We start from the raw sequence: 20,939 nt of genomic DNA, 5'->3' as shown, positions 1-20,939 counted from the left end.
ACGGCCGGCGCTACCGGCGTGATGCGGCGGGGTGCTGCGTGGGCCGGCCAACGGCCGGCGCTACCGGGATGACGTGGCTGTGGCGTTGCGGTAGCGCCGACCGTTGGTCGGCCCAGGCGGTGCCGATCGGCCCTCACATCGGCGGTCCTGCGCAATTGTCCCGAAGCCGCACCTAAGTCCCTGATTCCTGCAGGTAAAAACACCGTAAACGGCGGCGGAAAGGGCCCCGTTGTGGTAGACTCCGTCAGTTAATCGAGATTCCGGCGCCGCCGCCCCGCAAGGGCCGGCGCGACGGACTGGACCGCTACCAGACAACGGAACCCGAATGGCAGAAAACGCCAAGGAAATCATCCAGGTCAACCTGGAAGACGAGATGCGCAAGAGCTACCTCGATTACGCCATGAGCGTGATCGTGGGGCGCGCCCTCCCGGATGCACGCGATGGCCTCAAGCCGGTGCATCGCCGCGTGCTGTACGCGATGAACGAACTCAACGCGCACAGCAACAAGCCGTATTACAAGTCGGCGCGTATCGTCGGTGACGTCATCGGCAAGTACCACCCGCATGGCGACCAGTCGGTGTACGACACCCTGGTGCGCATGGCGCAGCCGTTCTCGCTGCGCTACATGCTGGTCGATGGCCAGGGTAACTTCGGCTCGGTCGACGGCGACTCCGCCGCGGCCATGCGTTACACCGAAGCGCGCATGTCGCGGCTCACCCATGAGCTGATGGCCGACATCGACAAGGAAACCGTCGATTTCCAGCCCAACTACGACGAAAAGGAACTGGAGCCGACGGTCATGCCGACCCGGTTCCCGAACCTGCTGGTCAACGGTTCGGCCGGTATCGCGGTGGGCATGGCGACCAACATCCCGCCGCACAACCTGACCGAATCGATCAACGCGTGCATCGCGCTGATAGAGAACCCGGACATCGACGTCGACGGCCTGATGGAGTACATCCCGGGTCCGGACTTCCCGACCTCCGGCATCATCAACGGTACCGCCGGCATCGTCGCCGGCTACCGGACCGGTCGTGGCCGGGTACGCATCCGTGCCAAGGCCGATATCGAAGTGGCCGACAACGGCCGCGAATCGATCATCGTCACCGAGATTCCCTACCAGGTGAACAAGGCCCGGTTGATCGAGAAGATCGCCGAGCTGGTCAAGGAAAAGAAGCTCGAAGGCATCAGCGAGCTGCGCGATGAGTCCGACAAGGACGGCATGCGCATCTACATCGAAATCAAGCGCGGCGAGTCGGCGGAAGTTGTGTTGAACAACCTCTACCAGCAGACCCAGATGGAGTCGGTGTTCGGCATCAACATGGTAGCGCTGGTCGACGGCCGTCCGCAGCTGATGAACCTCAAGCAGATGCTCGAGGCCTTCGTGCGCCACCGCCGCGAAGTGGTCACCCGCCGCACCGTGTTCGAGCTGCGCAAGGCGCGCGCCCGTGCCCACGTGCTGGAAGGCCTGACCGTCGCGCTGGCCAACATCGACGAGATGATCGAGCTGATCAAGACCTCGCCGAACCCCAACGAAGCCCGCGAGCGCATGCTGGCGCGGCTGTGGGAACCGGGCCTGGTCGGGTCGATGCTCGGCGCGGCCGGGGCGGAAACCTCGCGTCCGGAAGACCTGCCCAAGGGCGTGGGCCTGATCGAAGGCGGCTACCAGCTGACCGAGATCCAGGCCACCCAGATCCTGGAAATGCGCCTGCACCGCCTGACCGGGCTGGAGCAGGACCGCCTGACCGAAGAGTACAAGCAGCTGCTGGAAACCATCGCCGGACTGATCCACATCCTGGAAGATCCGGACCGCCTGCTGCAGGTCATCCGCGAAGAGCTGGTCAACGTGCGCACCGAGTTCGGCGACGAACGCCGCACCGAGATCCGCCACAGCGAAGAAGACCTGGACATCCTGGACCTGATCGCGCCGGAAGACGTGGTGGTCACCGTGTCGCACGCCGGCTACGTCAAGCGCCAGCCGGTCAGTGCCTACCGGGCCCAGCGTCGCGGCGGCCGTGGTCGCAGCGCGGCGTCGACCAAGGAAGAGGATTTCATCGAACAGCTGTGGCTGGTCAACACCCACGACACCCTGCTGACCTTCACCAGTTCGGGCAAGGTGTTCTGGCTGCCGGTGCACCAGCTGCCCGAAGCCGGGTCCAACGCGCGCGGGCGCCCGATCATCAACTGGATTCCGCTGGAATCCGGTGAACGGGTGCAGGCCGTGCTGCCGGTACGCGAGTACGCCGAAGGCCAGTTCGTGTTCTTCGCCACCCGCAACGGTACCGTCAAGAAGACCCCGCTCAGCGAGTTCGCGTTCCGCCTGGCGCGCGGCAAGATCGCCATCAACCTCGACGAGGGCGATGCGCTGGTCGGCGTGGGCCTGACCGATGGCGATCGCGACATCCTGCTGTTCGCCTCCAACGGCAAGACCGTGCGCTTCGGTGAAGACCGGGTCCGCTCGATGGGCCGTACCGCCACCGGCGTGCGCGGCATCAAGATGGCCAAGGGCGAGGAAGTGGTCAGCCTGATCGTGGCCGAGCGTGCCGGCGGCAGCGATGACGAGAACGAAGACGACGTGCAGGTCGAGGAAGCCGTGGTCGATAGCGGCGATGCCGTGATCGAAGGCGGCGACGACGACAGCATGCTGTACATCCTGACCGCCACCGAGAACGGCTACGGCAAGCGCACCCCGCTGCCGGATTACCCGCGCAAGGGCCGCGGCACCCAGGGCGTGATCGGCATCCAGACCACCGAGCGCAACGGCAAGCTGGTCAGCGCGGTGCTGATGGGCTCGCGCGACGAGGTCCTGCTGATCTCCGATGGCGGCACCCTGGTCCGCACCCGCGGCTCGGAAATCTCCCGCGTGGGCCGCAACACCCAGGGCGTGACCCTGATCCGCCTGTCCAAGGACGAGAAGCTGCAGGCGGTGGAGCGGATGGACGCCTCCATCGACGATGTCGAGGACGACGTGGAGGCCGCGGCAACGCCGGTCGACGCCGCTCCGGCACCGGTCGCAGGCGACGAAAACCCGCAGGGTTGATCGGACCGTAGTGCACCACGACGAACGCCGGCCCAGTGCCGGCGTTTTTCGTTCTGGACTCTCTACCGCTGCCGTTGCTTTGGTAGCGCTGAAGAGAACGGCAGGAGCCGTGCTCAACGCCGCGAAGCGGCCGCCCGAAGGGTGCCCGTCAGGACGGCGGGCATACCGTTGGTCGGCCCAGGCGGTGCATCCGCGTCCCGCAAAAAATCCCCCCCAACGACCTCGAACAGGCATAAGCTTCAAAAAAACCGGCCAGCAGGGGAGGCCGGCAGCATCCAGGGTTCCGCCGTACCGGGGAGAACACCGATGTCCGCTGTGCCGACCTCAGAACCGATCGTGGGGGTGCCGCCGCGCCACCCCCTGACCACCGTGCTCGCGCTCGTCCTGCTGCTCCTCGGGCTGGTACTGGGCGGCCTGGGCGCCTGGCTCGCGCAACTGGGTGGTTCCTGGTACTACGTGCTCGCCGGGGCAGGGCTGATCGTTACCGGCGTGCTGCTGTGGGGCAACCGCCGCGCTGGCGCCTGGGTGTACCTGCTGGTGTTCGTCGGCACCCTGCTGTGGACCGGCTGGGAGTCGGGCGGCGACTACTGGCGCTGGGTTCCGCGGCTCGGCCTGGTCACCGCGCTGGGTTTCCTGCTCGCACTGCTGCTGCCGACCCTGCGCACGCCGGTCCCGCGCCGGGTCTCGCGGACCGTCGCTGGCGTACTCGGGCTGGTATTCGGGGTCGCCTTCGTGCTCGCGTTCGTGCCGCATGGCGCGGTAGCCGGCACCCAGGCGTTCCCGCTGGACGTCACCGGCACCGGCCTGGCGCCGACCCGCGAAGCCAGCACGCAACCGGCGGACGAACCGGCTGCGGAGGACTGGACCGCCTGGGGCCGCAGCAACGCGGCCACCCGCTATTCCCCCCTCCAGCAGATCACCCCGGCCAACGTGGGGGCGCTGGAGCTGGCCTGGCAGTTCCGTACCGGCGACCTGCCGAAGAAGCGCTGGGGCGCCGAAACCACCCCGCTCAAGGTGGGCGACAGCCTGTACCTGTGTACGGCGCGCAACCAGCTCATCGCGCTGGACGCGGCCACCGGCAAGGAGCGCTGGCGCTTCAATCCCAAGGTGAAAGACGCTTCCATTCCCTACACGGCCGCATGTCGCGGCGTGGCCTACTACGAAGTGCCCGGCGTGCCGCAGGTGGATCCGGTGCTGGCCGATGTCGCCGCCGACCTGGCGCTGCCCGAACCACCGCCCAGCATGGGCAACCGGCCGCTCGCTGCGAGCAACCGCGCGCTGTGCGCGGCGCGCATCATCGAAGGCACGCTGGATGGGCGCCTGATCGCCGTCGACGCCGCCACCGGCCGGCCGTGCCCGGGCTTCGGCAACAATGGCCAGGTCGACATCACCCTGGGCATGGGAGAGGTGCCACCGGGCTATGTCTCGATCACCTCGCCGCCGGCGATCGTGCGCGACGTGATCGTCACCGGCCACCAGGTGCTGGACGGACAACGCCGCGATGCCCCGTCCGGGGTCATCCAGGCCTACGACGCACAGACCGGCAAGCTGCGCTGGGCGTGGGACATGGATGCACCCGACCGCAGCGGGCTGCCGCCGCAGGGCCAGACGTATACGCGCGGCACCCCCAACATGTGGACCACCGCGACCGGCGACGAGCAGCTGGGGCTGGTGTACCTGCCGATGGGCAATTCGGCGGGCGATTACTGGAGCGGTTCGCGCACTGAAAACCAGAACCGCTATGCGACCTCGCTGGTGGCGCTGGACGTGGCCACCGGCAAACCGGTGTGGAACTTCCAGGCGGTGCGCAAGGACGTCTGGGATTACGACCTCGGCTCGCAGGCCACCCTGATCGACTTCCCGACCGCCGCCGGCAAGGTGCCGGCGATCCTGCTGCCGACCAAGCAGGGCGACTTGTACGTGCTGGACCGCCGCACCGGTGAACTGCTGACGCCGGCGGAAGAGCGCGCGGTGCCCGGCGGCGGCGTTGAGCCCGAACAACGCGCGCCGACCCAGCGGTTTTCGCTGTACCACACGCTGCGCAAGCCCGACCTGACCGAGCGCGACATGTGGGGCATCACCCCGGTCGACCAGCTGGTGTGCCGCATCCAGTTCCGCAGGGCCAGTTACCAGGGCTTCTATACGCCGCCGACGGCCGACCGTCATTCCATCGAGTATCCCGGGTACAACGGCGGCTCGGACTGGGGCAGCGTCGCGGTGGACACGCGGCATGGCGTGATCGTGGCCAACTACAACGACATGCCCAACTACAACCGGCTGGTGCCGCGCGCCGAGGCAGACCGCAAGGGCTGGGTCCCGCGCGAAATGGTGCGCGCCGACCGCGGCGGTGCCGAAGGGGCGGGGGACCCGCAGACCGGCACCCCGTATGCCATCGACGTCAACGCCGGCTGGCGGCTGCCGTTCACCAAGCTGCTGTGCAAGCAGCCGCCCTACGGTGGCATCCGTGCCATCGACCTGCGCACCGGCCAGCTGCTCTGGGATCGTCCGTTCGGCAGCGCGCGCGGCAACGGCCCCTTCGGTATCCGCTCCGGCCTGCCGATCGAGATAGGCACCCCCAACAACGGCGGCTCGGCGGTCACCGCCAGCGGCCTGATCTTCATCGCCGCCGCAACCGACGACCTGCTGCGCGCGATCGACCTGAAGACCGGCAAGGAACTGTGGCACGCCAAGCTCCCCGCCGGCGGCCAGGCCAACCCGATGGTCTACGAATACGAGGGCCGCCAATACGTGGTCATCATGGCCGGCGGCCACCATTTCATGGAGACCCCGGCCGGCGATTACGTGATGGCATACGCGTTGCCGAAGGGAAGCAAAAACGGTCAGAGCCAGCGGTAGAGCCGACTGTTAGTCGGCCGCCCCACCGGGGCTAGGGTAGAGCCGACTGTCAGTCGGCTGCTCCACCGTGAAAAACCGGGAACAACCCCGATGCCACTGCCAACAAGCGCAAGGCATTCTGAGCGCATGAGCAGCCCAAAACTCCACTATGGCCGGTGGTCCCACGTCGGCAACATCTACGCGCTCACCATGGTCTGCCAGCATCGCCAACGCAGCTTCGACGACGAGCGCTGCGTCCAGATCGTGAGCCGAACCCTTCGCGCAATGGACGAAGAAGGCTTCACCGCCTCACTGGCATGGGTCATCATGCCTGACCACATCCATTGGCTGGCGCAATTGCGGACCCACACCCTGGGCTACTGCGTGCAGCGTTTCAAGGCGCGCAGCAGCTACCTCATCAATCGATGTCGGCAGCATGCCGGCGCCGTCTGGCAGCCGGGCTACTACGACCATGCGATCCGGAGCGACGAATCACTGCGCGAACAGGCGATGTACATTCTTGCCAATCCCGTTCGTGCAAAGCTAACGGAACGGATAGGCGACTACCCACACGCATGGTGCAGATGGGAGCTATAGAGGGAAGGAACACAATGCCGACTGTAGAGCCGACTGTTAGTCGGCTGCTCTTCGCAAAACAAAAAAGCACCCGACCAGCACATCAACCTCCAAAAGCAAAAGCAGCCGACTAACAGTCGGCTCTACCGCAGGGGCTCTACCGCAGGGGCAAAAGCAGCCGACTAACAGTCGGCTCTACCGCAGGAGCAAAAGCAGAAGCAAAAGCAGAAGCAAAAGCAGAAGCAAAAGCCAAACCAGCCGACCAACGGTCGGCCCCCAACCCTCTGATGGAACCCGCGGCGCACCCGACCATCACACCACCCGCACCATTCTGCGCATCAGATGCTCCACCACCCCTTGCGGATCCGCTGTCCGCCCCACGTGCGTGCTCGACATCTGCACCACTGAACTGCGCTTGGCGGTGAGGAAATGGAACCGCGCGCGCGCCGGCAGCTGCGCGATGGGGCCCGCAGTAGCGTCGCCCCGGCAGATCGCCACGATCGCATCCAGCCAGGGCTGCAGCGCCTCCAGGTCCAGCGACGGCGCGAACGCCTGCATCCGCACCGGGTCAATCTCGATCGCCGCCTGAAGATGCTTCGCCCCCGGGCAGGACACGATCACCCCGACGTTGATGAACTCCTCGCGTTCCACCCGCGGTACCACGCGGATCACCGCATAGTCATACGTGTGCAGCGTGGGCACGGACGGCCTCCTCTACAAAAGCGGCACGTGCCTGCAGCCGGCACTTCAGATAATCGACGTACGCCTGGCGGTAGGCCGCCGGGCTGTCGAACGCGGGTTCGTCCACCAACCAGCTGTCCGGCACCAGCGCGACGATGCGTTCAATCTCCGCGTCCGGCAGCCGCGCCACCAGCTCACCATCCACGTCGGCGATGTTCGTGGCGAACGACAGCAGCACATGGTCGCGGATCAGCAGGAACGGCTTCACGCAGGCGTCGCCCGCCGTGGCCCAATCGTGGTGGAAGTACATGGCAGCACCGTGGTCGATCAGGTACAGCTTGCGGTGCCACACCATCAGGTTCGGATTGCGCGCGGTGCGGTCGACGTTGCTGGTGAACGCATCGAACCAGACGATGCGCGAGGCCAGGTCGGCGTCCACCGGCATCGCCGCCGGGTCGTAGTTGATCGCGCCCGGCAGGTAATCGCTGCCCAGGTTCAACCCCTCGCTGGCGCGGATCAGGTCCTGGATCTCCGGGTCCGGCTCGGTGCGCGCGAACTCGCGGTCCAGTTCCACGAACACGATCTCTGGAATGGGCAGGCCGAGCGTACGCGCGATCTCACCGGCGATCAGCTCGGCGATCAGCGCCTTGGGCCCCTGGCCGGCACCCCGGAACTTCAGCACGACCATGCCGTCGTCGTCGGTCTCGACCACGGCCGGCAGGGAGCCGCCCTCGCGGAGCGGCGTGATGTAACGAAGCGCGTGGACGGTACGCAAGGGGTATCCATTGACGGAATGAGCAACGCCATCTTACCGTGGCGCCGCCCCCTCCCGCATGCAAGGACGACACCTGATGTACACCGACGAACTGCGCATCCCTGATGGCGTCCTGAGCGATCCAGAGGCCTTCGAGATCATGCGCCTGTGGGCCGCCCACGAAGAGCTCCACGTGACCCTCAATTCCGATCTCAGTGGCGGCGCCGCCGATTTCGGCGAGTTGCTCTCGGACCTGTTCGAGCATGCCGCGCGGATGTTCGCCGAGCGCGATGGGCAATCCGTCGAGCACTGCCGCGAGGTGATGCTGCGCGACTTCATGGAGCGCATCGGCGCACCCAAGGACAGTATCGAAGGCGCAATCATCGACCGCGGCGAGCGCACGCCAGCCCATTGATCCTGGGACCCGGCACACGGCAGCCCCCAAAGGGCGACGCCCCCGTAGACCCGGGCCGTGCCCAGCCCCGCAACCTAGCCAGGAGCGCCGTCATGCACGACAACCAAGGCCTGGCGCGCACCAATTCCTGCCGTCGCCACCTTCTGGCGGCGGTGCTTGGCTCCACGAGCGCGCGCTCGCTGGAATTCGGGCCGCACTGAAGGAGACTGTCATGCAGAGGTACACCTACGTTCTGAGCCTCCGGATCACTCACCCCTCCATGGATCCTGAGCAGATCAGCCGGATACTTGGCAAACCTGCACACAGGTCCTGGAAGGCGGGGGAGCTGCGCCGCACGCCGAAGGGGACGTTGCTGCAGGGCACGCGGCCGGAATCGTACTGGACCTGCAACCCCTTCTACGAGGGGTGGCGGGAGTCCACCGACGAGGGCGTCGAGGATGCACTGGAGGAACAGCTGGGCTGGCTTGAGCCACACGCTGCGTTCCTGTTGGAGATGGCAGAACAGGGCACGATCCGCATCTGGTTCAGTTCGCACAGCAACCGGAACTTCGCCATCGAGCTGCCGCCCCGGTTGCTCGGCCGAATGGCAGCGTTGGGCATTTCGCTTGTACACGACGTCTACCAGGGCGCCTGATTGACGGCATCCGAAGTGCAAGGCCGGCAAAGCACCCAGTGCTTTCGGCCCATTCCGGCGCGATGACCCGGTGCTAGAGTCGTGTGCATGCCGGCGACATGTGCGCCGCCGGGACCCACACCTTCAAGGGGAACTGGATGCTCATCCGTCGTACCTGCCTTGCCACCGCCGTTGCCGTGGCCGCGCTCAGCCTTGCCGCACCGGCCTTTGCCGATTACGCCAAACCGCCGGAGCAGCTGCTCAAGGTGCTCAAGGCGCCGCCACCGCCGCAGCCCAGCCTGGACCCGAGCGGGCAGCGGCTGCTGCTGACCACGCTGCAGACCTATCCGTCGATCGAGCGCGTTGCCCAGCCGTATCTCAAGCTGGCCGGCGTGCGGCTGGAACCGAAGAACCGCAGCCGCCACGATACCCAGGGCGGCTACGGCATTCCGGCCTGCGTCGCCGATTTCTCGCTGGTGGATGTCGGCACCGCCCGCACCACCAACGTCGCGTTGCCGCAGGGCTGTGCCGGCGTAGCGCAGTGGTCGGCCGATGGCAGCCACTTCGCGTTCCAGAACGCAGTAGACACCTCGGTGCAGCTTTGGGTAGGTGATGCGCAGACCGGCCAGGTCAAGCAGATCCCGGGCGTCCAGCTCAATCCCATTTTCGGTTACACCGTGCAGTGGCTGGGCGGTGGCCAGCAGCTGCTGGTCAAGACCGTGCCGGCCAACCAGGGTCGGGCCCCGAGCAGCGGCAACGGCCCCGGTGGCCCGGACGTGCAGGAATCGCTGGGCAGCAGCGGCGAGAGCAGCACCTACGAAGCCCGCGACACCCTGACCAGCGCGCATGACGAAGCGCTGTTCGCCTACTACGGTGCCTCGCAGCTGGCCGTGGTGGACGCCGGCGGCGGCAGCGTGCGCGCCGTCGGCGCGCCTGCGCTGTACAACGAGGTCAATGCCGCCCCCGATGGCGTGCATGTGCTCACCGAAACCCTCAAGGCGCCGTTCTCGCACGCGGTGACCTACCAGCGTTTCGCCAATGACGTTGCGGTGCTCGACCTGGGCACGGGCCGCAGCACACCCATCGCCAGCCTGCCGCTGGCCGACCGCGTGCCGGTGCATGGCGTGCCCGAAGGCCCGCGCGATTTCGACTGGCGCTCCACCGATCCGGCCACGCTGGTCTATGCCGAAGCGCTGGACAAGGGCGACTGGAAAGTCACCGTGCCGCACCGCGACCGCGTGCTGGCGCTGAAGGCACCGTTCTCCGCCAAACCGCAGGAAATCGCGCGGACCGCGCAGCGCTTTGAAGGCATTGCCTGGAGCGCGGACCCGGCGGTGTCGTTCCTGTTCGAAAACGATGAGAACCGTCATTGGCGGCAGACCCGCATCGTCGATGTCGATCAACCCAGGCAGGAAGGCCGGCTGCTCTGGGACCTGTCCAGCGACGAGCTCTACGCCGATCCGGGCAACCTGGTGTTCAAGCGCCTGCCCAACGGCGCGCCGGTGGTGCGCCAGGACGGCAGCTTCGTGTTCCTGCGCGGGCAGGGCAGTTCGCCGCAGGGCGACCGTCCGTTCCTGGACCGGTTGGACCTGGGTACGCTCAAGACCGAGCGCCTGTTCCGCAGTGGCGCTGACGCCTATGAGCAGGTGTTGGGACTGACCGCCGCCCCGGGCCGCTACCTGACCTGGCACCAGTCGGTGATGAACCCGCCGAATGCGTTCGTGCGCCAGCAGGGCGAACGCGCTGCCAGCGCTAAAGACGGCGAGGCGCAGTACACCTCCACCGCCACCGCGCTGACCACGCTCAGCGACCCGACCCCGGAAGTGCGCCAGATCAAGAAGCGCCTGGTCACCTACAAGCGCGCCGATGGGGTGGACCTGTCGTTCACCCTGTACACCCCGCCGGGCTACCAGGAAGGCCAGCGCGTGCCGGCCATCCTGTACGCATACCCGGCCGACTTCGCCAACGCGGCGCAGGCCGGGCAGGTCTCCGGTTCGCAGCAGACCTTCACCCGCCTGGCGCCGTACCGGCTGATGCTGCTGGCCGGCTACGCGATCATCGACAACGCCGCATTCCCGATCGTCGGTGATCCGAAGCATGCCTACGACACCTACCTGGAGCAGCTCGAAGCCGACGCCAAGGCCGCGGTCGACAAGGCAGTGGAGCTGGGCGTGGTGGACCGTAACCGGATCGGCGTCACCGGGCACAGCCATGGTGGGCTGATGACCGCCAACCTGATCGCGCACACCAACCTGTTCAAAGCCGGCGTGGCCACCAGCGGGTCGTACAACAAGACCTTCACCCCGTTCGGTTTCCAGAACGAACGGCGTTCGGTGTGGCAGGCGCAGGATGTGTACCTGAAGGCCTCGCCGTTCTTCTATGCCGACAAGATCAAGCTGCCGCTGCTGCTGGTGCACGGCGAGGACGACGCCAATCCGGGTACCGAACCGTTCCAGTCGCGCAAGCTGTACCAGGCGATCCGCGGCAACGGCGGCATCACCCGGCTGGTGATGCTTCCCAATGAACCGCACTGGTACACGGCGCTGGAATCCAACGAGCAGCTGGTCTCGGAAATGCTCAACTGGTTCGACACCTACGTCAAAAACGCCAAGTAGCGCGACGCCCTGCGTGGCTGCACGTCGATCTGGACGGGCGCGGGTGGCACAGGCACAGTGCGGGCATCGGCCAGAATACGACGCCAGGAGTTGCCATGCAGGATGACCCCCATCCGTCGCACAGGAAGGTGCGCCTGCTCCGTCGGTGGGCATTGCTTGCTGCGCTTCTGCTGCCGCTTGCAGCCGGGGCGCAGCAGGCAGCGACGGATACGCACGCCGGCACGTACCCCGACCGCCCGCGCACCTGCCTGGTGCTCGGCGGTGGCGGCGCGCGTGGCGCGGCGCATATCGGCGTGCTCAAGGTGCTGGAGCGCGAGCGGGTGCCGGTGGACTGCATCGTCGGCACCTCGATGGGCGCGGTGGTGGGCGGGCTGTATGCCTCCGGCTATTCGGCCGATGAAATCGAAACCGTGCTCGACCGCATCGACTGGGCCGACGTACTGCGCGACAAACCACCGCGCAATGAACGCAGCATGCGCCGCAAGGAAGACGACCTGCGCCTGCTCGGCGGGGTCGAAGTCGGCCTGAGCAACGGCAAGATCGCGTTCCCGCGCGGCCTGATCCAGGGCCAGAAACTGGAAATGCTGTTGCGCCGGCTGCTGCTGCCGACCTGGCAGGTGCGTGATTTCGACCAGCTGCCCATCCCGTTCCGGGCGGTGGCCACCGATATCGTCACCGGCGACAAGGTGGTGTTCGGCCAGGGCGACATGGCGCTGGCGATCCGCGCCAGCATGTCGGTCCCTGGCGTGTTCGCACCGGTGCGTTACCAGGACCACCTGCTGGTGGATGGCGGCGTGGTCGACAACCTGCCGATCGACGAAGCGCGCCGGCTCGGCGCGCAGCGCCTGATCGTGGTGCGGGTGGGCACGCCGTTGATGACCGAAGAACGCCTGGATTCGCCGCTGGCGATCAGCCACCAGATGGCTGGCGTGCTGATGAAGCGCGTGGTCGATGCGCAGCTGGCCACGCTGGGAGCGCAGGACCTGCTGATCACGCCGCCGCTGGGCGACATGGGCAGCCAGGACTTCAACCACTCGCCGGCGGCGGTGGCCGTGGGCGAGCATGCCGCGCAAGCCGAGGTGGCGGGCATCCAGCGCTACCAGGTCGATCCGGCGCAGTACGCGATCTTCCAGCAGCAGCACCGGCCGCCTGCCTATGAAACGCCGATCGTCGCGTTCATCGACGTGCTGCGCGAGGACACGCAGACCCCGCGCTTCATCGAACAGCGCCTGCAGCCGCAGCTGGGCCAGCCGCTGCAACCGGAACAGATCGAACGCCAGGTTGCACTGACCTACGGCGAAGGCCGCTACGAGCAGGTGCAATGGCGGCTGGACCAGCGCGATGACCAGTTCGGTGTGGTCATCGCCCCGCAGGACAAACGCTGGGGGCCGGATTTCCTCCACTTCGCGCTGCGCCTGTCGGATGATTTCGACGGCAGCAGCAACTACCAGCTGATCAGCGAATTCACCCGGACCGGGCTGAGCGAGCAGGGCGCTGAACTGAAGCTGCGACTCGGCCTGGGCGAGGTCGAGGAGGCCTTCGCCGAGTACTACCACCCGTTTGGCAGCAGCGGTCGGCACGCGCTCTCGACCTATGCACGCTACCGCGCCACCGACCTGGACCTGGCGCTACTGCAGCGTGGTTCGCTGGCGCAGTACCGCTACAGCCAATGGCTGGGTGGCCTGCGCTGGGCCTGGTCGCCGCATCCGGACTGGGAACTGGCCAGCTTCCTCGAGCGCGGGCAGGAGCGCACCCGGCTGGATGTGGGCAATCCCAGCGAGCTGGGCAACTACCGCGCCGACATGGGCAGCATCGGCTGGCAGCTGCGCCACGATTCCATCGACAGTTCGGCCTTCCCCAGCCGCGGCCAGCGCCTGTCGCTGACCCGCCAGCACTACCTGGACGCGCTGGGCACGGATGATCCCGCCGCCGTTACTCGCCTGCAGTGGGATGGCGCCTGGGCGCGGGGCGAAAGTCGCTGGCTCGGTGGACTGCGCATTTCATCCGCCCACGGTGGCGACGACCTGCTGGCCACCTACGGCTTCCTGGGCGGCCTGGGCAACCTGTCGGGGTACCCGGAAGAGGCGATCTTCGCCCCGCAGACCGCGCTGGCGCGCATGGTGTACTACCGCCGCGTGGCCCATGCCGACTCGTTGCTGACCATTCCGCTGTACGTCGGGGGCAGCCTGGAATGGGGCGGGTTCTGGCGCACGCGCGATGACGTGAACATCGACGGCATGCAGAGTGCCGGCAGCGTGTTCGTCGGGGCCGATACGTTCCTTGGGCCGGTGTTCCTCGGCTATGGCCGCGCACAAGGCGGGCACGATTCGTTCTATCTCACCTTCGGCTCGTTGCTGCGTACCCTCGACGGGTTCTGATGCCCCGCGACAGGGGGGTGCCTTTGGTCAGATTGCGGGCGGGGTTTAGATCGATACAATCGATCCAGCCACGCAGGCCGTGGCGCTACGTTGAGGGTCCGTCCTTTCCGCATTGGGAGTTCGTCGTGCACCGTTCGATGCTGGTTGCCGTTTCGCTTGTCCTGACCGCCGCGCCCTGCGCCCTGCAGGCCGCCGACCTCGCCGCCGAGGTCAATCCCTTCATCGGCACCACCAACGCCGGCAATGTGTATCCGGGTCCGTCGGTGCCGTTCGGCATGGTGGCCTTCAGCCCCGAGATGACCCCGCTGCCGGGCAAGCGCTTCGCGATTGCGGCGCCCGGTGGCTACGAGTGGCGCGGCAACGGCGTGCGCGGCTTCAGCCTGACCCATGTGTCCGGTACCGGCTGCACCGGGGCCAGCGGCGATATCCCGATCATGCCGGTCACCACCAAGGTGGAACTGTCGCCGTCGTCGGCCGAGGCCGGGCTGCGCTACGCCAGCGTGCTGGACCACAAGCGCGAGTCGGCCAGTCCCGGTGCGTACCGGCTCACGCTCGACAACGGCGTGGTGGTGGACCTGGGCGCCACCGCGCGCACGGCGGTGGGGCAGTTCCAGTTCCCGGCCGACAAACCGGCCAACCTGCTGTTCCGCACCTCCGACAGCGAAGTGGGCAGCACCGATTCGAGCATCGTGATCGATCCTGCCACGCGCACCGTGCGCGGCACTGTCACCGCCGGCAACTTCTGCGGTTACCTGGCCGAGGATCGCCGCGAAAGTTATTACACCCTGCATTTCGTGGCCGAGTTCGACCAGCCCTTCGAGGTCGGCGGCACCTGGCGCGACGAGACCGTGCAGGCCGGCGCGCGCGAAGGCGGTGGCGGCACCGGCTACGGCACCCAGGGCCACCCGCCGGTGGGCAAGGGCGCGGGCGGCTGGATCCAGTTCGATCCCAAGCGCAGCCCAAAGGTGACCGCACGCATCGGCATTTCCTACGTGGACGAGGCCGGTGCACGCGCCAACCTGCGCCGCGAAAGCCCGGTGGGCACCACCGTGGAAGCGACCCAGGCCGCGACCCGCGCCGAGTGGAACAAGACCCTGGGCCAGGTGCGCGTGGCCGGCGGCACCCCCGACGAACGCACCGTGTTCTACACCGCGCTGTACCACACGCTGCTCGCGCCAAACCTGTTCAGTGACGGCGATGGCCGCTACCGGGGCATGGACGGCAAGGTGCACACGTTGGCGAAGGGCCAGCGTGCGCAGTACGCCAACTACTCGGGCTGGGACGTGTACCGCTCGCAGCTGCAGCTGGTCACGCTGCTGCAGCCGCAGGTCGGTTCGGACATCGCACAGTCCCTGCTCAACCAGGCCGACCAGAACGGCGGCGTGTGGGACCGCTGGACGCACCTGACCGGTGCCACCGGTGTGATGAACGGCGATCCGTCACCGCCGTCGGTCGCTGCGATCCACGCGTTCGGTGGCCGCAACTTCGATCTGAAACGCGCCTACGCCTCGCTCAAGCAGGCGGCCACGGTGCCGACCGAACGCGACCTCAGCCGGCGCGGCTGCCCGGTACTGTGCGTCGGCCAGCGCCCGGGCCTGGATCAGTGGATGGCGTTGAAATACATGCCGGTAGGTGCGCCGGGCTGGGGCACCGCCTCGGACACGCTGGAAATGGCGGCGGCTGATTTCGGCCTTGCCGAACTTGCCAACGCAGCAGGCGACAAAAAGGGCGCGGCGCTGTTCCGCCAGCGATCCGGCTGGTGGCGCAACCTGTACAACCCCAAGGCGACGGCGCAGGCCGGCTACATCCAGCCGCGCAATGCCGATGGCAGCTGGCCGGCGTTCGACCCGGCCTCGGATGAGGAGTTCGTCGAAGGCAGCGGCGCGCAGTATCTGTGGATGGTGCCGTTCGACCCGGCCGGGCTGATCGCCACGCTTGGCGGCCGCGACGCGGCCATCCAGCGTCTGGATGCGTTCTTCCGCAAGGAAGATGGCGCATGGGCGGTGACCAAGTCCGGCCCGTTGCATGCCGAGCTGGACAACGAACCCTCGGTGGCGGCACCGTGGCTGTACAACTTCGTCGGCCAGCCGTGGAAAACACAGGAAACCGTGCGCCAGGCCATGCGCCAGATCTGGACCAATGCGCCTGAAGGCATGCCTGGCAACGATGACCTGGGCCAGATGTCGTCGTGGTACGTGTGGTCGGCGCTGGGCCTGTACCCGCTGTACCCGGGCCGTGCCGACCTGGTGATCGGCAGCCCGCTGTTCCGCGAAGCGGTCATCCAGCGCCCCGGCGCCACGTTGACCATCACCGCCAACGGCGCGGCGATGGACGCACCGTACGTGCAGTCGCTGCGCGTGGACGGCAAGCCCAGCGAGGCCAGCTGGCTGCCGGCCAGCGTGGTGCAGAAGGGCGGCACGCTGGAGTTTGAACTGGGCAGGGCGAAGAACACGCAGTGGGGCACCGCCACGCTGCCGCCGTCGTATGGGCCGAACTGAAATGCACGCACGGACATGCACAGCAGCGCTCTTGGCTGCCATCACCTTGGCCCCTCTCATGGTCGCTGCTGCTGAAACCCCGGCCACCAACCCGCTGTTGCTCAAACCGGTGGCGCAGGTGACACCGGATGAGGTCCGCTTCATGCAGCAGCGCCTTGCCGACTGGCCGCAACTGCAGCGCTATCGCGCGGAAAACGCCGCGCTGCCGGCGCCGGTCGGCGGTGCACCGCGCGTGGTGTTCTATGGCGATTCCATCACTGAAGGGTGGGGCGCCACCGGCAGCCCGGGCTTCTTCCCGGGCAAGGGCTACCTCAACCGTGGCATTTCCGGGCAGACCACTGCGCAGATGCTGCTGCGCTTCCAGCAGGATGTGATCGCGCTTCATCCGGCGGTGGTGGTGATCCTGGCGGGAACCAATGACATCGCCGGCAACACCGGCCCGAGCACGCAGGGGATGATCGAGGACAACCTGCACGCGATGGTTGACTTGGCCCGCGCGCACGGCATCGCCGTGGTCTTGTCCTCGGTGCTGCCGGTCAGCGAATACCCGTGGCAGCCAGGCGTGCAACCTGCGGGTAAGGTCAAGGCGTTGAACGCGGCGCTGCACGCCTACGCACGTGGGCGGGAGCTGGTCTGGCTCGACTACTACGCGGCGCTTGCCAACGCGAAGGGCGGCCTGGATCCGGCCCTCGCGGCCGACGGCGTGCATCCCACTGCGGCGGGGTATGCGCGGATGGCGCCGTTGGCGCAGGCGGCGGTCGAACGCGCGCTCGAGCCGCGCAGGTGAACCTTTCCCATCCGCTCCTGCAGCGCAGTGCCGGCATCCTGCCGTGGGTGGGGTTGGCCGCAAGTGTGGCCATGGCCTTCGTGGTGACCCTGTTCGGGGCACTGCTGCTGCCGCAGTTCGTGGAGATGTTCGGCAGCGCCGGCCAGGCACTGCCGTGGATCAGCCGCGTCTACAGCCAGGGTTATCTGCTGGCCTGGCTGGCGCCGGCGCTGGTGGGGGCGTGCTGGCACTTCGGCCCGCCCATCGCCGGCCGCATCCTGGCCGGGCTGCTGGGCCTTGGCGCAGGCCTGCTGGGCTCGGTGGGCATACTCTTTGCGATGTACCTGCCTTACTTCATGCTGGGTTCGCTGGTCTGAGCGCCGTTGCCGGCGCTGGCGCGGCTCACGCCGCCGGGCGGCCGAGCAGTTCCGACAGCCCGTACCAGCCAATCTGCACACCGATGCACAGGATGACAAACGCCAGCAGGCGCAGCATGACCTGCATGCCGGTGCGCCCCAGCAACGACTGTAGGCGGCCGGCGTAACGCATGCAGAGGTAGATCAGCGCGCACAGCACGACCAGCGCACATCCCGCGGCGGCTACGTGCACGGCTTCCGGTCCTTTCGCCGGCGACGTGGTGCCGACGGCAATCGCTACCGCGATGGCGCCGGGCCCCACGGTGAGTGGCAGGGTGAAGGGATAGAAGGTCTGTGACTCGATGGAGGCGTCGAAGCCTTGCCGCGCTTCGGCCTCGGCTGCACGGGCCAGGGACGTGCGCTCCTGCTGGGCGGGCGCGTTCAGCAGCCGCCATCCGGTCGCGGCAATGACCATGCCGCCGGCCAGCCGCAATACCGGAATCGAAATGCCGAAGAACGACAGTACCCAGGCGCCGATCCCGATCGATACGGCCAGCATCACCAGGCTGTTCAACGCTACCGCACGCGCCACCCGATTGCGTTGTGCGGGCGAGGCGTGCGGCAACAGGCCCAGCACCATCAGCGCCGCGCCAGGTGGATTGATCACCGGCAGCAGGCTGGTGAAAATCACCAGGAGAGCGTGGCTGAACTCATTCCACATGTGCGCCTGCCGTGAAGCACGGTTGCCTAGGGCCGCCAGAACCCAACCTGCAGCTCGGCCAGGGTCAGGTCGTTGTCGTGGTTGGTATCCAGTGACTGGAAGCGCATCTCCGCCACGCGGCGTACTTCCTCGTCGCTCAGCTCGCCATCCTCATTGAGATCGGCGACCCGGATGCGGTCTGCCGCCGTGAGCTGGCCATCGCGGTCCGGGCCGAGCAGTGCCTGTACTTCTTCGACCGTGACCCGGTAATTGTGATCGGCATCGAGCGTGCGGAACAGCGCGCTGCCGTCGTACTCGTCTTCGCTGACCACGCCATCGCTGTTCTTGTCGAGCGTGGCGAAACGGGTGGCGGCGGTGTCGCCCACCGATTGGGCGTGGCCTGGGGCGGCAACGCCCAGGCAGAGCACGAGGGAACAGGCAAGACGCGTGACGATCTGGCTCACTGGAAGCTCCGCAGCAGGGCAGGGAAGGCCTTCAGTCTCCGCCGTACAGGCACGCACGGCTACGGCAATCCCCGCGCCCGGCGCCAGTATTTCTACTGGCACTGGTCCGCTTGCCTCAATTAAAGCGCCAGCGGATGCCTGCGTACATCCCGCGCCCGTCGCCCGGTGTCGAGCGGGCCACGTCCTTGCCTGCGTCGTCATACCCCGGCGTCACAGTAGCCGCGTAATGGCGATCGCCGATGTTGCGCAGTTCCGCCCAGGCCTGCCAGCGGCCGTTCGGTGCATCGAAGCCCACCCGCGTGCCGAAGATGAGGTGGCTGTCGGCGCGGAAGCTGTTGGCGTAGTCCACGAACATCGCCGAGGCGTACTCGGTGTTGACCGCGGCGTAGAACCCGGTCGGATGATCGAAGCGCAGTTCGCCCTGGTAGTAGTGGCGCGGCAGGCCCGGCAGGCGGTTGCTGCCGAAGCGGGCATCGTGGCGGTAGCGGAAGTCGCTGAAGGTATACGCCTGGCGCAGCGAGAGGCGACCGTCGGCGCCCTGCCACAGGGTGCTGTCCAGCCCGGCCTCGATGCCACGGTGCACGGTCGGGCTGGCGTTGTTCTCGGCTACGAACAGGTTCGGTACCGGAACGACTTCCACGCTCAGCAGTTCATGCAGCACGCGCGCGTAGTAGCCGGTCAGTTCCCAGTGGCCGAGTGCGCCGTCGCCGCGCGCGCCGAGCTCCAGCGTGGTGGCGGTCTGGTTGTCCAGCGCCACCGGTGCGCGCTGGCGTCCGCTGGACGCGCCGTTGCCGGGGGCGAAATACAGGTTGGAGCCCCAGATCATCGACCACGGGTGCGCCGGCTCCACCGAGCGGCTCAGGTTGCCGAACCACTGTGTGGCGGGCGTCTGCTGCCAGGTGAAGCCCAGTCGCGGCGCGTAGTCCCAGTCGCTGCCCGACAGCCGTTCCGGCGTGCTCGGCCAGGTGACCTGCACATCGTGGCGGGTGTTGATCAGCGCAAGGCCGGTCTGCAGGCGCAGCGTGTCGCTCAGCGCCAGGTCGTTGCCCACATGCAGCGTGCTGTGGGTACCATGATGGGAGAAGTCGCGGGTGTGGGTGCCGGCCGGGTAACCGTTGCCGGGGTAGCGCAGGGTTTCACGTACGTCGGCATCCAGGTCGTGGGTGACGCGCAGGCCAAGCGTGGTCACGCTGTCGCGCCCGAACAGGGGGTGTCGGCGGCGGTAGTCGAGCGTTGCGTTGAGGTTGGTGTAGTCGAGCTGCTGGCGGTACAGGCTCTCGTTCAAGTCCATCGGATAGTGGTGGTACACCAGCCCGGCCTGCAGCGACGACGCATCGTCGATCTGCAGCGTGGTCATGTTGCCCAGCCAGGTGCTGCCCGGCTGCGGCCGGCGCGCGTCGATGGCCAGGTTGGCCGGATTGGCCGCGCGGGGATCGTTGCGGATCTGCGCGCGGGTCAGCCGGCCGGGGGTTTCATGGTTGGTTTCGCGATAGCGCAGGAAGAAGCGGGTGTCCAGCTGCGGGTTGATCTGCCAGCCGATGTTGGCCATCGCGCCCTTGCCGTCGCCGGCGGCATGCTGCTGGTAGCCGTCGTACTCGGTGTCGGTGTAGTTGAGGTAGTAGTCGACCGCGCCGGACACGCCACCATAGCCCACGCTGCGCTTCTGGTAGCCGCGGCTGCCGGCCTCGACCTGCAGTTCCAGCCCGGCGGCATCGCGCCCGCTGCGGCTGACGTAGTTGATCGCCCCCCCCAACGCCAGCGCGCCGGTTTCAAACCCGTTGGCCCCGCGCAGGACCTCGGCGCGGGCCAGCCACAGCGGCTCCAGCAGCTCGTAAGGCGTACCGCCCGGGCCGGTGAGCGGCAGGCCGTCGAGCGAAACCGAAATGCCCGACGCATGCGCGCCCGGGCCGCGGTTGATGCCCGAACCGCGGATGGACACCTTGGTGCCTTCATTGCCCGGCGACTGCGCGCTGATGCCCGGCTGGTAGGCCAGCACATCGGCGGTGCCGGCCAGGCGACCGTCGGCACGCGACAGGTCGATCACGTTACCGGCGCCGGGTACGCGCCTGAGTGCGGCGCGGGCCTGCTCGGTGGCGGTAGCGGCGGTGACATTGACCGCGTCGAGGGTGGTGGGTGGGTCGGCCAGGGCGGCGTGGGCGTGTGGGACGAGGACGGCAGAAAGCGCCAGGGTCAGCGCAGACAGGGCAGGGCGGTGCAGCGACAGGAGAAGGGGCATGCGTCTGGGATC

The 20,939-nt window shown here is 67.4% G+C and carries 15 protein-coding genes; 10 read left to right on the top strand and 5 right to left on the bottom strand.

Going from position 1 to position 20,939, the window contains the following annotated elements; translation table 11 throughout:
* Positions 1-325: 325 nt before the first annotated feature.
* The 3 genes from gyrA (at position 326) to ACIGII_RS02255 (ending at position 6,472) form a co-directional block, all read left to right on the top strand.
* Entirely contained in the window at positions 326-3,040 is a 2,715-nt protein-coding gene (gyrA, locus tag ACIGII_RS02265) for a DNA gyrase subunit A (RefSeq protein WP_399634767.1), read from the top strand.
* Between the two features lie 306 nt (positions 3,041-3,346).
* On the top strand, positions 3,347-5,896 hold the full coding sequence (locus ACIGII_RS02260) for a membrane-bound PQQ-dependent dehydrogenase, glucose/quinate/shikimate family (protein ID WP_399634766.1): 2,550 nt from the start codon (positions 3,347-3,349) through the stop codon (positions 5,894-5,896).
* 126 nt (positions 5,897-6,022) lie between these two features.
* Positions 6,023-6,472, top strand: a complete 450-nt coding sequence (locus ACIGII_RS02255) for an REP-associated tyrosine transposase (RefSeq protein WP_399634764.1) — start codon at positions 6,023-6,025, stop codon at positions 6,470-6,472.
* A gap of 291 nt (positions 6,473-6,763) precedes the next feature.
* Here ACIGII_RS02255 and ACIGII_RS02250 read toward each other — a convergent pair whose 3' ends face one another.
* Positions 6,764-7,153, bottom strand: a complete 390-nt coding sequence (locus ACIGII_RS02250; RefSeq protein ID WP_095362726.1) for a DUF3037 domain-containing protein — start codon at positions 7,151-7,153, stop codon at positions 6,764-6,766.
* Positions 7,131-7,907, bottom strand: coding sequence for a HipA family kinase (locus tag ACIGII_RS02245; RefSeq protein ID WP_399634762.1), 777 nt, complete (start codon positions 7,905-7,907; stop codon positions 7,131-7,133). Before ACIGII_RS02245 ends, ACIGII_RS02250 begins: the two co-directional genes overlap by 23 nt.
* Before the next feature lie 76 nt (positions 7,908-7,983).
* On the opposite strand from ACIGII_RS02245, the gene ACIGII_RS02240 reads away from it, so the two are divergent.
* The 7 genes from ACIGII_RS02240 (at position 7,984) to ACIGII_RS02210 (ending at position 17,548) form a co-directional block, all read left to right on the top strand.
* A complete protein-coding gene (locus ACIGII_RS02240; protein WP_083214175.1) occupies positions 7,984-8,301 on the top strand; it encodes a DUF5076 domain-containing protein in 318 nt (105 codons plus the stop codon).
* A gap of 211 nt (positions 8,302-8,512) precedes the next feature.
* Positions 8,513-8,935, top strand: coding sequence for a DUF4279 domain-containing protein (locus ACIGII_RS02235; protein WP_399634759.1), 423 nt, complete (start codon positions 8,513-8,515; stop codon positions 8,933-8,935).
* A gap of 137 nt (positions 8,936-9,072) precedes the next feature.
* Positions 9,073-11,529, top strand: a complete 2,457-nt coding sequence (locus tag ACIGII_RS02230) for a prolyl oligopeptidase family serine peptidase (protein WP_399634757.1) — start codon at positions 9,073-9,075, stop codon at positions 11,527-11,529.
* 95 nt (positions 11,530-11,624) lie between these two features.
* The gene (locus tag ACIGII_RS02225) at positions 11,625-13,907 is read left to right on the top strand and encodes a patatin-like phospholipase family protein (protein WP_399634755.1); all 2,283 of its coding nucleotides are present in this window, start codon (positions 11,625-11,627) and stop codon (positions 13,905-13,907) included.
* 125 nt (positions 13,908-14,032) lie between these two features.
* Positions 14,033-16,405, top strand: a complete 2,373-nt coding sequence (locus ACIGII_RS02220) for a GH92 family glycosyl hydrolase (RefSeq protein ID WP_399634753.1) — start codon at positions 14,033-14,035, stop codon at positions 16,403-16,405.
* 58 nt (positions 16,406-16,463) lie between these two features.
* Entirely contained in the window at positions 16,464-17,192 is a 729-nt protein-coding gene (locus ACIGII_RS02215) for an SGNH/GDSL hydrolase family protein (RefSeq protein ID WP_399634752.1), read from the top strand.
* A complete protein-coding gene (locus tag ACIGII_RS02210; RefSeq protein ID WP_399634750.1) occupies positions 17,189-17,548 on the top strand; it encodes a hypothetical protein in 360 nt (119 codons plus the stop codon). Before ACIGII_RS02215 ends, ACIGII_RS02210 begins: the two co-directional genes overlap by 4 nt.
* Before the next feature lie 25 nt (positions 17,549-17,573).
* Here ACIGII_RS02210 and ACIGII_RS02205 read toward each other — a convergent pair whose 3' ends face one another.
* The 3 genes from ACIGII_RS02205 to ACIGII_RS02195 form a co-directional block, all read right to left on the bottom strand.
* The gene (locus ACIGII_RS02205; protein ID WP_399634749.1) at positions 17,574-18,248 is read right to left on the bottom strand and encodes a MarC family protein; all 675 of its coding nucleotides are present in this window, start codon (positions 18,246-18,248) and stop codon (positions 17,574-17,576) included.
* 26 nt (positions 18,249-18,274) lie between these two features.
* A complete protein-coding gene (locus ACIGII_RS02200; protein WP_399634747.1) occupies positions 18,275-18,691 on the bottom strand; it encodes an EF-hand domain-containing protein in 417 nt (138 codons plus the stop codon).
* Positions 18,692-18,806: 115 nt separating this feature from the next.
* The gene (locus ACIGII_RS02195; RefSeq protein ID WP_399634745.1) at positions 18,807-20,927 is read right to left on the bottom strand and encodes a TonB-dependent receptor family protein; all 2,121 of its coding nucleotides are present in this window, start codon (positions 20,925-20,927) and stop codon (positions 18,807-18,809) included.
* Between the last annotated feature and the right edge of the window lie 12 nt (positions 20,928-20,939).

Source organism: Stenotrophomonas sp. NPDC077420, from assembly GCF_044543385.1.
In the GTDB taxonomy this organism is placed as follows: domain Bacteria; phylum Pseudomonadota; class Gammaproteobacteria; order Xanthomonadales; family Xanthomonadaceae; genus Stenotrophomonas.
This window is presented reverse-complemented; position numbering and strand designations above follow the sequence as displayed.

Coding starts and splice junctions, on each gene's coding strand:
- gyrA (WP_399634767.1), top strand. CDS start 326: ATGGCAGAAAACGCCAAGGAAATCATCCAGGTCAACCTGGAAGACGAG.
- ACIGII_RS02260 (WP_399634766.1), top strand. CDS start 3,347: ATGTCCGCTGTGCCGACCTCAGAACCGATCGTGGGGGTGCCGCCGCGC.
- ACIGII_RS02255 (WP_399634764.1), top strand. CDS start 6,023: ATGAGCAGCCCAAAACTCCACTATGGCCGGTGGTCCCACGTCGGCAAC.
- ACIGII_RS02240 (WP_083214175.1), top strand. CDS start 7,984: ATGTACACCGACGAACTGCGCATCCCTGATGGCGTCCTGAGCGATCCA.
- ACIGII_RS02235 (WP_399634759.1), top strand. CDS start 8,513: ATGCAGAGGTACACCTACGTTCTGAGCCTCCGGATCACTCACCCCTCC.
- ACIGII_RS02230 (WP_399634757.1), top strand. CDS start 9,073: ATGCTCATCCGTCGTACCTGCCTTGCCACCGCCGTTGCCGTGGCCGCG.
- ACIGII_RS02225 (WP_399634755.1), top strand. CDS start 11,625: ATGCAGGATGACCCCCATCCGTCGCACAGGAAGGTGCGCCTGCTCCGT.
- ACIGII_RS02215 (WP_399634752.1), top strand. CDS start 16,464: ATGGTCGCTGCTGCTGAAACCCCGGCCACCAACCCGCTGTTGCTCAAA.
- ACIGII_RS02205 (WP_399634749.1), bottom strand. CDS start 18,248: ATGTGGAATGAGTTCAGCCACGCTCTCCTGGTGATTTTCACCAGCCTG.
- ACIGII_RS02195 (WP_399634745.1), bottom strand. CDS start 20,927: ATGCCCCTTCTCCTGTCGCTGCACCGCCCTGCCCTGTCTGCGCTGACC.